This window comes from Streptomyces sp. NPDC047971 (assembly GCF_040653355.1).
In the GTDB taxonomy this organism is placed as follows: Bacteria; Actinomycetota; Actinomycetes; order Streptomycetales; family Streptomycetaceae; genus Streptomyces.
Map to the genome: position 1 here is coordinate 145,354 of NZ_JBEZNW010000010.1, position 12,110 is coordinate 157,463.

A 12,110-nucleotide genomic window follows, 5' to 3' on the forward strand; every position below is an offset into this window, starting at 1 on the left:
TCGCGGCGCCGCCCACAGCGTTCCGTCAGCCGATCGTCAGCCGCCTCGCGCAGAGTCGTCCCCGTACCGACCACCACACACGAGGAGTTGCGGGCACATGAGTACGTACGCGGGTCAGAAGGCCGTCGTCATCGGCGGAACCATGGGGATGGGCCTCGCCATCGCCAAGCGGCTCGTCGAGGGCGGCGCCGAGGTGCTGATCACCGGCCGCAACCCGAAGAACCTCGACGAGGCCGCGGCCGAACTCGGGCCGTCCGTCCACGTCGTCTCCTCGGACCTCGCCGACATGGCGGCCGTACGGGCGCTGCCGGCGCTGGTCGAGGATCGGCTGGGCGGGGTGGACCTGCTCTTCGTGAACGCGGCCATCGCGGAGCTCGCGCCGATCGCGCTGGTCACGGAGGACCAGTACGACCGGATGTTCGCGGTGAACATCAAGGGCCCGTACTTCACCGTGCAGGGGCTGCTGCCGCTGCTGCGGGACGGCGGCGCGGTCGTCTTCACGACCTCGGTCGCGGATGTGACGGGCACGCCCGGGATGAGCGTCTACTCGGCGACGAAGGCGGCGCTCTGGTCGTTCGCGCAGGCGCTCGCGGCCGAGCTGGTCGGGCGGGGGATCCGGGTCAACGCCGTCTCGCCGGGCTACATCGACACCCCCGGGGGAGGGGTGCAGGGGCTCACGGAGGAGGAGCACGCGGCGTTCAAGAAGGCCGGCGACGAGGCGACGCCGCTGGGCCGCCACGGCACGGCGGACGAGGTGGCGAAGGCGGCGCTGTTCCTGGCGACGGACGCGACCTTCACGACGGGCGTGAAGCTGGCGGTCGACGGGGGTCTGGTCCAGCGGCTGGTGGTCGTCGGCTGACCCGGGGGCGGCGTGGCGGGGTGGCCCGGCGATCCGGGGGCGGCGTGGCGGGGTGGCCCGGCGATCCGGGGGCGGCGTGGCGGGGTGGCCCGGCGATCCGGGGCACCCCGCCCACTCGGTGCCCGGCCGGCCCGCGCGCACCCCCTTCCCCACTCGTACGAACGACCCCCTGTCCTCCCCCTGGCATCCCGGGCGGAGCCGTCGGAGACTGGTTGAAGCGGAACCGACGCCGGCAGCCCGGGAGGACAGCGCATGACCGACCTCGCCATCGAGACAGAGGGCCTGGTCAAGGTCTTCGGTACGAATCGGGCCGTCGACGGCATCGACCTGCGCGTTCCCGCCGGCACCGTGTACGGCGTCCTCGGACCCAACGGCGCCGGCAAGACGACCGCGGTCAAGATGCTCGCCACCCTGCTCCGCCCCGACGGGGGCCGCGCCCGCGTCTTCGGCAACGACGTCGTCAAGGACGCCGACACCGTGCGGGGCCGGGTCAGCCTCACCGGCCAGTACGCATCCGTCGACGAGGACCTGACCGGCACCGAGAACCTCGTCCTGCTGGGCAGGCTCCTCGGGCACTCCCGGCCCGCCGCCCGCGACAGGTCCGCGCAGCTGCTCGCCGCGTTCGGCCTCGCCGACGCCGCCGACAAGCAGATCAAGAACTACTCGGGCGGGATGCGGCGCCGCATCGACATCGCCGCGTCCATCCTCAACACCCCCGACCTGCTCTTCCTCGACGAACCGACCACCGGCCTCGACCCGCGCAGCCGCAACCAGGTCTGGGACATCGTCCGCGCCGTCGTGGCCCAGGGCACGACCGTGCTGCTCACCACCCAGTACCTGGACGAGGCGGACCAGCTGGCCGCCCGTATCGCCGTCATCGACCACGGGAAGGTCATCGCCGAGGGGACGAAGGGCGAGCTGAAGGCGTCCGTCGGCTCGGGTTCGGTGCACGTACGGCTCCGGGATCCCGAGCAGCGCGCGGAGGCCGAGCGGGTCCTCCGGAGCGCCCTGAAGGCGTCCGTGCAGCTCGAACCCGATCCGGTCGCGCTCACCGCCACCGTCAACGGCCACGGCACCGATCTCGGCGCGGCGGAACAGGCCGCGCGGGCCCTGGCGGAGCTGGCGCGGGCCGGGATCACGGTCGACAACTTCGGGCTCGGCCAGCCCAGCCTCGACGAGGTGTTCCTGGCGCTGACGGACCGCCCGGCGGACGGGACCGCACCCCGCGCTCCCGACACCGGCCGGACCGCCCCGGGCGGGACCGGACCCCGCGCACCCCACGCCGACGGAACCGACACCGACCGGAAGGGACCGACGGCATGACCACCGTCACCACCGGCAAGGACACCCCGACCGCCGACGCCCTCGACTTCGTCGCCCCGAAGGCCGACGAACTCGCGGCGCTGCTCGTGGGACAGTCCCGCCCGCCACGGCCCAGCGCCCTCTCCGCCTCGATGACCTTCGGCTGGCGGTCCATGCTGAAGATCAAGCACGTGCCGGAGCAGCTGTTCGACGTGACGGCGTTCCCGATCATGATGGTGCTGATGTACACGTACCTCTTCGGAGGGGCGCTGGCCGGCTCGGTCTCGGCGTACATCCAGTTCCTGTTGCCGGGCATCCTGGTGATGAGCGTCGTGATGATCACGATGTACACGGGTATCTCGGTCAACACGGACATCGAGAAGGGCGTCTTCGACCGGTTCCGCACCCTGCCGATCTGGCGCCCCGCGCCGATGGTCGGCTATCTGCTGGGCGACGTCGTCCGCTATCTGATCGCCTCCGCGGTCATGCTCACCGTCGGCATCATCATCGGCTACCGGCCGGCCGGCGGGGTGGCGGGCGTCCTGCTCGGGGTCGCGCTGCTGCTGGTGTTCTCGTTCTCGTTCTCGTGGATCTGGACCATGTTCGGTCTGATGCTGCGCAGCGAGAAGTCGGTCATGGGCGTCAGCATGATGGTGATCTTCCCGCTGACCTTCCTGTCCAACGTCTTCGTCGATCCGAGCACGATGCCGGGCTGGCTGCAGGCGTTCGTGAACAACAGCCCGGTGACCCATCTGGCGACGGCCGTGCGCGAGTTGATGGCCGGGAACTGGCCGGCGGCGGACATCGCCTGGTCGCTCGGGTGGTCCGCGCTCTTCGTGGTCGTCTTCGGCGCGGTCACGATGCGGCTCTACAACCGCAAGTAGTCACTGCCCCCGCGGGGTGGTCTGCTGGACGGCCCAGCGGTTGCCGTCCGGGTCGGCGAAGAAGACGAAGGAGCCCCAGGGCTGGTCGTCGATGTCGCTGACCTCGATGCCCCGCCGCTTGAGGTCGGCGTGGGCCGCCTCGATGTCCGTGACGACGACCTGCATGTTGTCGAGGCTGCCGGGCTTCATCTGCGTGATGCCCTTGCCGAAGGCGATCGAGCAGGCGGAGCCGGGCGGGGTCATCTGGACGAAGCGGATGTCGTCGCTGACGGGGAAGTCGTGGTCGAGGTGGAAGCCCACCTTCTCGTAGAAGGTCTTGGCCCGCTCGATGTCGGTGACGGGCACGCCGATCAGTTCCAGCTTGATGTCCATGAGGGCATCATGCGCCCGGTCGGTCCCGAGCGCATGGTCTGGCGTCCCCTTCGTGAACCGCGCACGAGCCGGGCCCGGCCGCCCGGAACCCGAGTCCCGTCGGCCGGTGCCCCGCCCTGATCCGAGCCCGGCGGCCCGGCTCCGCGTGCCGGATCGTGCCGGTCAGTCGAGCCGCAGGTCGGCGAGCTGCCGCTCGAACGGCACGACCTCGTCCTCGTCCGCCTCCCCCGCCGGGCCCCGCGCCGCGACCAGGTCGGCGAGATCGTGGCCCGCCCGGGCGATCCGGGACGGCAGCCCGTCGGTGTACTCGTCGCCGCCCGAACCCCAGTCCTCCGATGCCGCGTACACGGCCGTCGGGACGACCAGCGCCCGCAGGTAGGAGAAGAGCGGTCGCATCGCGTGGTCGAGCACGAGGGAGTGCCGGGCGGTGCCGCCGGTCGCGCCGATCAGCACCGGCTTGCCGGTCAGTGCCTCCGGGTCGATCAGGTCGAAGAAGGACTTGAACAGACCGCTGTACGAGGCGGTGAAGACCGGGGTCACCGCGATGACGCCGTCGGCCCCCGTCACCGCGTCGATCGCCTCCTGGAGCTCCGCCGAGGGGAAGCCCGTCACGAAGTTCTTCGCGATGTCGACGGCGTGGTCGCGCAGTTCGACCACCCGGACCTCGACCACGTACTCCTGCTCGGTGAGCCGCTCCTCGGCCGCCTTGGCGAGCCGGTCGGCGAGCAGCCTGGTCGAGGACGGGGCGCTCAGCCCGGCGGACACGGCGACCAGCTTCAGGGTCTGCATGACTCACGCCTCCTGGGACGGGGTGCGGGTGACGGCGGGGTGGAGCGGGGCGGTCGCCGGGACGTCGGCGGGCCGCAGGTTGGCGAACTCCTTGCGGAGCACCGGGACGACCTCCTCGCCGAGGATGTCGAGCTGCTCCAGGACCGTCTTGAGCGGCAGCCCCGCGTGGTCGACGAGGAACAGCTGACGCTGGTAGTCGCCGACGTACTCCCGGAAGGAGAGGGTGCGGTCGATGACCTCCTGCGGGGAGCCGACGGTCAGCGGGGTCTCGCTGCTGAACTCTTCCAGCGACGGACCGTGGCCGTAGACGGGGGCGTTGTCGAAGTACGGGCGGAACTCCCGTACCGCGTCCTGGGAGTTCTTCCGCATGAAGACCTGGCCGCCGAGGCCCACGATCGCCTGCTCGGGGGTGCCGTGCCCGTAGTGCGCGTACCGCTGCCGGTAGAGGCGGACCATCTTCTCGGTGTGCTGCTTGGGCCAGAAGATGTGGTTGGCGAAGAAGCCGTCGCCGTAGTACGCGGCCTGTTCGGCGATCTCGGGGGAGCGGATGGAGCCGTGCCAGACGAAGGGCGGTACGCCGTCGAGCGGACGGGGCGTGGAGGTGAAGCCCTGGAGCGCGCCGCGGAACCTGCCTTCCCAGTCGACGACGTCCTCCCTCCACAGCTTGTGGAGGAGCGCGTAGTTCTCGATGGCGAGCGGGATGCCCTGGCGGATGTCCTGGCCGAACCACGGGTAGACGGGGCCGGTGTTGCCGCGTCCCATCATCAGGTCGACGCGGCCGTCGGCGAGGTGCTGGAGGGTGGCGTAGTCCTCGGCGATCTTCACCGGGTCGTTGGTGGTGATCAGCGTCGTCGAGGTGGACAGGATCAGGTGCTCGGTCCGTGCGGCGATGTGCCCGAGGAGGGTCGTCGGGGAGGACGGCACGAACGGCGGGTTGTGGTGCTCGCCGGTCGCGAAGACGTCGAGCCCGACCTCCTCCGCCTTGAGCGCGATGGCGACGGTGTTCTTGATCCGCTCGTGCTCGGTCGGCGTACGGCCGGTGGTGGGGTCGGTCGTCACGTCGCCGACGGTGAAGATCCCGAACTGCATCGTGCTCACCTCTCGCTGGACTCTCGGGCTATTGGTTGAATCTTAAACTATCACGCTCAACCGCCGGCCCCGGCCTCGTATTCCATGGGGTCCCTCTCCTTGCCTCGACCGTACCGGATAACTATCCGCTTAGCTAGGAGTGGTCGGCCCCGGCCGCGCTCCGGCCCGTGCGCCGGTCGGCGCCACGAGGGGAAACACGCCTCCCGTAGAGTTCGCCGACGTGAGCACCGTTCCCCTGCCTGCGATATCGGTCGTCGGAATCGGCGCGGACGGCTGGGACGGGCTCCCCGAGGACGCCCGCGGGGCCCTGCGCGCCGCCGAGGTCCTCATCGGCGGCCCCCGCCAGCTCGACCTGCTGCCCGCCGCCGCGTGCCCGGGCGAACGCGTCAGCTGGCCCTCACCGCTGCGCCCCGCCGTCCCCGGACTGCTCGCCGCCCACGAACGACGCCGGATCGCGGTCCTCGCCAGCGGCGACCCGATGTTCTACGGCATCGGCCGCACCCTCGCCGAGACCGTCGGCGCCGACCGGCTCCACGTCCTGCCCCACCCGTCCTCCGTCTCCTACGCCTGCGCCCGCCTCGGCTGGCCCCTGGAGGCCGTCGAGACGGTCACGCTGGTCGGCAGGCCGCTCGCCTCCCTGGCCGCCTCCCTCCACGACGGGGTGCGGCTCCTGGTGCTCAGCGAGAGCCGCCACACCCCGGCGCTGGTCGCCGCCCTGCTGCGCGAGAAGGGGTATGGCGCCAGCCGGATGCGGGTCCTCGAACAGCTCGGCGGCCCCCATGAGCGGCTCGTCGACGGCACCGCGGACACCTGGTCCGACGACGAGCGGCTCGACGCCCTCAACGTCCTCGCCCTCGACTGCGTCCGCGCACCCGACGCGCTCCGCCTCGGCGCCGTGCCCGGCCTGCCGGACGAGGCGTACGAGCACGACGGACAGCTCACCAAGCGGTACGTCCGCGCCGCCACCCTCGCGGCCCTCGCCCCCGCCCCCGGCGAACTGCTGTGGGACATCGGCGGCGGCTCCGGCTCCATCGGCATCGAGTGGATGCGCGCCGACCGTTCCTGCCGGGCGATCGCCGTCGAGAAGGACCCCGGGCGGGCCGCCCGGATCGCACGCAACGCCGCCTCCCTCGGCGTCCCCGCGCTGCGGGTCGTCACCGCGTCCGCCCCCGACGGGCTCGCCGGCCTCCCCACCCCCGACGCCGTGTTCATCGGCGGCGGCCTGACCGCCCCCGGCCTGCTCGACGCCTGCTGGGAGGCGCTGCCCCCGGGCGGCCGGCTGGTCGCCAACACCGTGACCATGGAGTCCGAGGCGCTGCTGGCCGAGCGCTACCGCCGCCACGGCGGGGAGCTCGTCCGGCTGGCCGTCGCCCAGGCCGTCCCGGTGGGCGGCTTCACCGGCTGGCGCCAGGCGATGCCCGTCACGCAGTGGTCCGTCACGAAAGCAGGAGTTGCAGCATGACCGTCTACTTCATCGGCGCGGGCCCGGGCGCGGCCGACCTGATCACCCTGCGGGGCGCCCGCACCCTCGCCGCCTGCGGCGTCTGCCTGTACGCGGGCTCGCTCGTCCCCCGCGAGCTGCTCGCCGAGTGCCCGCCGGACGCGCGGCTGATCGACACGGCGGACCTGGACCTGGACCGGATCGTGGCCGAGATCGTCCGCGCCCACGAGGCCGGCGAGGACGTGGCCCGGCTCCACTCCGGCGACCCGTCCGTCTTCAGCGCCGTGGCGGAGCAGATGCGCCGGCTCGACGCGCTGGACATCCCGTACGAGGTCGTCCCGGGCGTCCCGGCGTTCGCGGCGGCCGCCGCGGCGCTCAAGCGGGAGCTCACCGTGCCGACCGTGGGCCAGACGGTCATCCTGACCCGCGTCGCCCAGCAGGCCACGCCCATGCCCGAGGGCGAGGACCTCGCCACGCTCGGCCGCAGCGGCGCCCTGCTGGTCCTGCACCTGGCCGCCCGGTACGCCGACCGGGTCGTGTCCGAGCTGCTGCCGCACTACGGCGCCGACTGCCCGGCCGCGGTCGTGGCGATGGCGAGCCGCCCGGACGAGATCGTGCTCCGCGGCACGCTGGAGGACATCGCGGGGCAGCTGAAGGAGTCCGGCATCACCAAGACGGCGGTCATCCTGGTCGGCCGCACGCTGGCGGCCTCGCAGTTCCGCGACAGCCACCTCTACGACCCGGCGCGCGACCGCCACGTCTGCTGACCGACCGACCCGCCGACCGACCGACCCACCCGCCGACCGACCCGCCGGGGCCGACCGACCCGCCGGCCGGCCCGGGAGGGCGGGCCTCGACGCGCCCGGGGCCGGACACCCGAGAGGTGTCCGGCCCCGGTTCTCAGGCGTTCGGCCGCTTGCCGTGGTTCGCCTTCTTCTTCTTGCGGGCGCGCTTCTTGTTGCCTCGCTTCGCCATCGGGCACATCCCTCTCTTGTGGGGGCCTTGCCCTCGCCAGCCTAGGTTCGCGGCGGACCCGGCGCATCCGGTGTCCTGCGGCCGCCGAGCCTCCGCGCCGGGCCCCTGACCGCGGCCCGGCTCATCGGCGACAGCCCATGGCACCGAGGCGCTGTTCACCACGGCCCGGCCGTTACGGTCCCGCCGCCTCCGACCGCCCCACCACCGTGCCCGCGCGGTCGATGCAGATGACGTCGACCGCCACCGGTGCGCCACGCAGGACCGTGAGGGACTCGTCCCGGGCGCGGGCCGCCACCAGGTCGCCGAGAGGGACGCCGGCCGCCTCGCAGAGGCGGAGGGCCGCCAGGCCCGTGTTCGCCGTGGCGATCTCCTCGGCGAGGGCCTCCGGCGCGCCGCCCGTGCGGGCCAGGTCCGCCAGGAAGCCCTTGTCGACCTGCGAGCGCGCCGAGTGCAGGTCCAGATGGCCCGCCGCCAGCTTGGACAGCTTCGCGAAGCCGCCGCAGATCGTGAGCCGGTCGACCGGATGGCGGCGGATGTACTTCAGCACCGCCCCCGCGAAGTCCCCCATGTCCAGCAGCGCGATCTCCGGCAGCTCGTAGAGCGTCGACACCGTCTTCTCGGACGTCGAGCCCGTGCACCCCGCCACATGGGTGAGACCCGCGGCCCGGGCCACGTCCACCCCGCGGCGGATCGAGTCGATCCAGGCCGAGCACGAGTACGGCACGACGATGCCCGTCGTCCCCAGGATGGACAGCCCGCCCAGGATGCCGATCCGCGGGTTCCAGGTGGAGCGGGCGATCTCCTCGCCGTGGTCGACCGAGACGGTGATCTCCACATCGCCCGAACCGCCGTGTGCCGCCGCGACCTCCGCCACATGGGCGCGCATCATCTGCCGCGGGACCGGGTTGATCGCCGCTTCGCCCACCTCCAGGGGCAGACCGGGCAGCGTGACCGTGCCGACGCCCGGCCCCGCCCGGAAGACGACACCGGACCCGGCGGGCAAGGCCCGCACCGTCGACCGGACCAGTGCGCCGTGCGTCACGTCCGGGTCGTCGCCCGCGTCCTTCACGATCCCGGCCATCGCCGTGCCCCGGCCCAGCTCCTCCGCCGCCAGCGCGAACGCCGGACGCCCGCCCTTCGGCAGCGTGATCGTCACCGGGTCGGGGAAGTCGCCGGTCAGCAGCGCCGTGTACGCGGCGGTCGTCGCCGCCGTCGCACAGGCGCCGGTCGTCCAGCCCGGCCGCAGACCCGTGTGCTTGAGTTGGGCGTCGCGCCCGCCGCCCGGACTGTCGCCGGCACTCATGAATGGACTCCCGTGCACGTACTCATTCTCGGCGGCACCACCGAGGCGCGCGCCCTCGCCACGGCCCTGCACCCCCGCGTCCGTGTCACCAGTTCCCTCGCCGGACGCGTCGCCGAGCCCCGGCTGCCGCCCGGCGAGGTACGCGTCGGGGGCTTCGGAGGGGTCGACGGACTGGCGGCCTGGGTGCGCGAACACCACGTGGACGCGGTCATCGACGCCACCCATCCCTTCGCGGAGAACATCAGCTTCAACGCGGCCCGGGCGGCCGCCACCGCCCATGTTCCCCTGCTGGCCCTGCGCCGCCCCGGCTGGGTCCGGGTGGAGGGCGACGACTGGCACGAGGTCGCCTCGCTGGAGGAGGCGGCGGGCGTGGTGGGCGGGCTCGGCGAGAGGGTGTTCCTGACGACCGGGCGGATGGGACTCGCCGCGTTCGCCGCGTGCCCGCAGTGGTTCCTCGTGCGGTCGGTCGACGCCCCCGGGCCCCAAATGCCGGCGCGCACCGAAGTCCTCCTGGACCGGGGCCCCTTCACTCTGGAGGGGGAGCGGGAGCTGCTGAGCCGGTACGGCATCGACGTCCTCGTGACGAAGGACAGCGGCGGCGCGGCGACGGCCCCGAAACTCCGCGCGGCGAGGGAGGCGGGCGTCCCGGTGGTCGTCGTCCGCAGGCCGCCGGTGCCGGAGGGGGTGGAAACGGCCGCCTCCCCGGAGGAGGCGGCCGCCTGGGTGCGGGGCCTGGAGGGCTTCTGAGACCGGCCGTGGGCGTTCGCGGCGACGAGGAGGGCGGCGGGAAGGCCGCCGCCCTGGCACGAAGGCCGTGGGAAGGCCGCCGCCCTGGCACGAAGGCCGTGGGAAGGCCGCCGCCCTCGCACGGAGGCCCGCGGCCTCGCCACCGCGGCCTTCCCCGTCAGCCCTCCGGGTACCGCCGGGGGGTCCAGGTGATCGTGCGGCCGTCGCCGCGCTCGACCGCGCGCGTCTGGGACGAGCCGATCAGGAGCAGCGTGCGCATGTCGACCTCGGACGGCTCCAGGGTCTTCAGCGTCACCACCCGCACCGACTGCTCCGGGCCGCCGACGTCCCGCGCCACGACCACCGGGGTCTCGGGGGAGCGGAGTTCGAGCAGCAGGTCGCGGGCGGCCGCCACCTGGTGGGTGCGGGACTTCGACCCCGGGTTGTAGAGCGCCAGGACCAGGTCCGCCTCGGCCGCGGCGCGCAGGCGGGCGGCGATCACGTCCCACGGCTTGAGCCGGTCGGAGAGCGAGAGGGTCGCGTAGTCGTGGCCCAGCGGGGCGCCCGCCGCTGCGGCGGCCGCGTTCGCGGCCGTCACGCCCGGGAGGACCCGTACCGGAACGTCCGCGTACCGCTCCTCCGACGCCACCTCCAGGACCGCCGTCGCCATGGCGAAGACACCGGGGTCGCCGCCGGAGACGACCGCGACCCGGCGCCCGCGCCGGGCCAGGTCGAGCGCGAACTCGGCCCGCTCGGACTCGACCTTGTTGTCCGAGCCGTGCCGGCGCTGGCCGGGGCGCAGCGCGGGGACCCGGTCGAGGTAGGTGGTGTAGCCGACCAGGTCGTCGGCGTTGACCAGGGCGCCGCGCGACTCGGGCGTCAGCCAGGGCGCTCCCGCCGGTCCCGTGCCGACGACGACGACCTCGCCGACGGTCTCCCGGGTCTCGGGGGTGACGGCGTCGATGCGGGAGGGCAGGACGGCGACCGAGAAGTACGGCACCGTCTCCGCGTCGACCTCGGCCAGGGTCTCCGTCCGCTCGCCGGCCATGAACGCCCGCTCCACGTACCGCGCGTCGCCGAGCCGGCCGGCGCGTTCCAGGGCGCGGCGCACGGTCGGGAAGGTGCGGCCGAGCTTCATCACGACCGCCGAGTCGGTGCCGGCGATACGGGCCGTCAGCTCGTCCTCGGGCAGAGTGCCGGGGATGATCGTCAGGACCTCCTCCGCCTCGCACAGCGGCTCACCGAGCCGTGCGGCGGCGGCGCTGACGGAGGTGACGCCGGGGATGACGGTGGTGTCGTAGCGGTCCGCGAGCCGCTTGTGCATGTGCTGGTACGAGCCGTAGAAGAGCGGGTCGCCCTCGGCGAGCACGGCGACGGTGCGGCCGGCGTCCAGGTGGGCGGCGAGGCGGGCCGCGGCCTCCTCGTAGAAGTCGTCGAGCGCGCCGCGGTAGCCGCCGGGGTGGTCGGTGGTCTCCACGGTGAGCGGGTACATCAGCCGCTCCTCGATGTGGTCCTCGCGGAGGTGTCCGGCGGCGATGGAGCGGGCGATGGAGCGGCCGTGGCGGGCGGAGTGGTACGCGACGACGTCGGCGGACGCGATGGCCTTCACGGCGGCGACGGTCATCAGGTCGGGGTCGCCGGGGCCGAGGCCGACTCCGTACAGCTTGCCGGGCGCGGTCACGTCGCCGCCGTCGCCCGTGGTCCCGCTGCCGGTCGTCTGCGCGCTCATGCCTGGATCTCCGCTTCCGTCGCGATGGCGTTGATCGCGGCGGCGGTCATCGCGCTGCCGCCGCGCCGGCCCCGTACGACGAGGTAGTCGAGGCCCAGGGTCTGGGCGGCGAGGGCGTCCTTGGACTCGGCGGCGCCGATGAAGCCGACCGGTATGCCGAGGACGGCGGCCGGGCGGGGCGCGCCCTTCGCGACCATCTCCAGGAGGTGGAAGAGGGCGGTGGGCGCGTTGCCGATGGCGACGACGGAGCCTTCGAGGCGGTCGCGCCAGAGTTCGAGGGCGGCGGCGCTGCGGGTGGTGCCGAGTTCGGCGGCGAGGGCGGGCACGGCGGGGTCGGAGAGGGTGCAGACCACGTCGTTGTCGGCGGGCAGCCGCTTGCGGGTCACTCCGCTGGCCACCATCTGCGCGTCGCAGAGGATGGGGGCGCCGGCGCGCAGGGCCGCGCGGGCGCGGGAGACGACCTGCGGCGAGTAGGCGAGGTCGCGGACGAGGTCGGTCATGCCGCAGGCGTGGATCATGCGGACCGCGACGGTGGCGACGTCTGCGGGCAGGTCCGCGAGGTCCGCCTCGGCGCGGATCGTGGCAAAGGACTGGCGGTAGATCTCCGCGCCGTCCTTCTCGTAGGCGAACATCGTGTCGTT

General features: G+C 73.2%; 12 protein-coding genes. 6 read left to right on the top strand and 6 right to left on the bottom strand.

The window, feature by feature from the left end; genetic code table 11:
* Positions 1–97 precede the first annotated feature (97 nt).
* The 3 genes from AB0D99_RS13095 (at position 98) to AB0D99_RS13105 (ending at position 3,045) form a co-directional block, all read left to right on the top strand.
* The gene (locus AB0D99_RS13095) at positions 98–859 is read left to right on the top strand and encodes an SDR family oxidoreductase (RefSeq protein ID WP_362359725.1); all 762 of its coding nucleotides are present in this window, start codon (positions 98–100) and stop codon (positions 857–859) included.
* Between the two features lie 252 nt (positions 860–1,111).
* The gene (locus tag AB0D99_RS13100) at positions 1,112–2,182 is read left to right on the top strand and encodes an ATP-binding cassette domain-containing protein (protein WP_362359727.1); all 1,071 of its coding nucleotides are present in this window, start codon (positions 1,112–1,114) and stop codon (positions 2,180–2,182) included.
* The gene (locus tag AB0D99_RS13105; RefSeq protein WP_362359728.1) at positions 2,179–3,045 is read left to right on the top strand and encodes an ABC transporter permease; all 867 of its coding nucleotides are present in this window, start codon (positions 2,179–2,181) and stop codon (positions 3,043–3,045) included. Before AB0D99_RS13100 ends, AB0D99_RS13105 begins: the two co-directional genes overlap by 4 nt.
* Here AB0D99_RS13105 and AB0D99_RS13110 read toward each other — a convergent pair whose 3' ends face one another.
* The 3 genes from AB0D99_RS13110 to AB0D99_RS13120 all read right to left on the bottom strand — a co-directional run bounded on the left by AB0D99_RS13110 (position 3,046) and on the right by AB0D99_RS13120 (position 5,295).
* Complete coding sequence (locus AB0D99_RS13110; RefSeq protein ID WP_362359730.1) at positions 3,046–3,417, bottom strand: VOC family protein; 372 nt, start codon at positions 3,415–3,417, stop codon at positions 3,046–3,048.
* A 162-nt stretch (positions 3,418–3,579) separates the two neighbouring features.
* Positions 3,580–4,206, bottom strand: coding sequence for an FMN reductase (locus AB0D99_RS13115; RefSeq protein WP_362359732.1), 627 nt, complete (start codon positions 4,204–4,206; stop codon positions 3,580–3,582).
* Positions 4,207–4,209: 3 nt separating this feature from the next.
* Entirely contained in the window at positions 4,210–5,295 is a 1,086-nt protein-coding gene (locus AB0D99_RS13120; protein ID WP_362359734.1) for an LLM class flavin-dependent oxidoreductase, read from the bottom strand.
* A 220-nt stretch (positions 5,296–5,515) separates the two neighbouring features.
* Here AB0D99_RS13120 and cbiE point away from each other — a divergent pair, with 220 nt between their 5' ends.
* Together cbiE and cobM are read left to right on the top strand one after the other, a co-directional pair.
* Positions 5,516–6,757 (top strand): precorrin-6y C5,15-methyltransferase (decarboxylating) subunit CbiE, encoded by a 1,242-nt coding sequence (cbiE, locus tag AB0D99_RS13125; protein WP_362359736.1) that lies wholly within the window; start codon positions 5,516–5,518, stop codon positions 6,755–6,757.
* A complete protein-coding gene (gene cobM, locus AB0D99_RS13130; protein ID WP_362359738.1) occupies positions 6,754–7,503 on the top strand; it encodes a precorrin-4 C(11)-methyltransferase in 750 nt (249 codons plus the stop codon). Before cbiE ends, cobM begins: the two co-directional genes overlap by 4 nt.
* Positions 7,504–7,883: 380 nt before the next feature.
* Here the strand turns inward: cobM and AB0D99_RS13135 are convergent, their stop codons facing one another.
* Positions 7,884–9,014, bottom strand: a complete 1,131-nt coding sequence (locus AB0D99_RS13135; RefSeq protein ID WP_362359740.1) for a cobalt-precorrin-5B (C(1))-methyltransferase — start codon at positions 9,012–9,014, stop codon at positions 7,884–7,886.
* 12 nt (positions 9,015–9,026) lie between these two features.
* Between AB0D99_RS13135 and AB0D99_RS13140 the strand changes: the two genes are divergently transcribed.
* On the top strand, positions 9,027–9,761 hold the full coding sequence (locus AB0D99_RS13140) for a cobalt-precorrin-6A reductase (protein WP_362359742.1): 735 nt from the start codon (positions 9,027–9,029) through the stop codon (positions 9,759–9,761).
* 157 nt (positions 9,762–9,918) lie between these two features.
* Here AB0D99_RS13140 and AB0D99_RS13145 read toward each other — a convergent pair whose 3' ends face one another.
* A complete protein-coding gene (locus AB0D99_RS13145; RefSeq protein ID WP_362359744.1) occupies positions 9,919–11,469 on the bottom strand; it encodes a precorrin-2 C(20)-methyltransferase in 1,551 nt (516 codons plus the stop codon).
* Complete coding sequence (locus AB0D99_RS13150; protein WP_362359793.1) at positions 11,466–12,101, bottom strand: precorrin-8X methylmutase; 636 nt, start codon at positions 12,099–12,101, stop codon at positions 11,466–11,468. The genes AB0D99_RS13145 and AB0D99_RS13150 overlap by 4 nt, the downstream gene beginning before the upstream one ends.
* Positions 12,102–12,110: the final 9 nt, after the last annotated feature.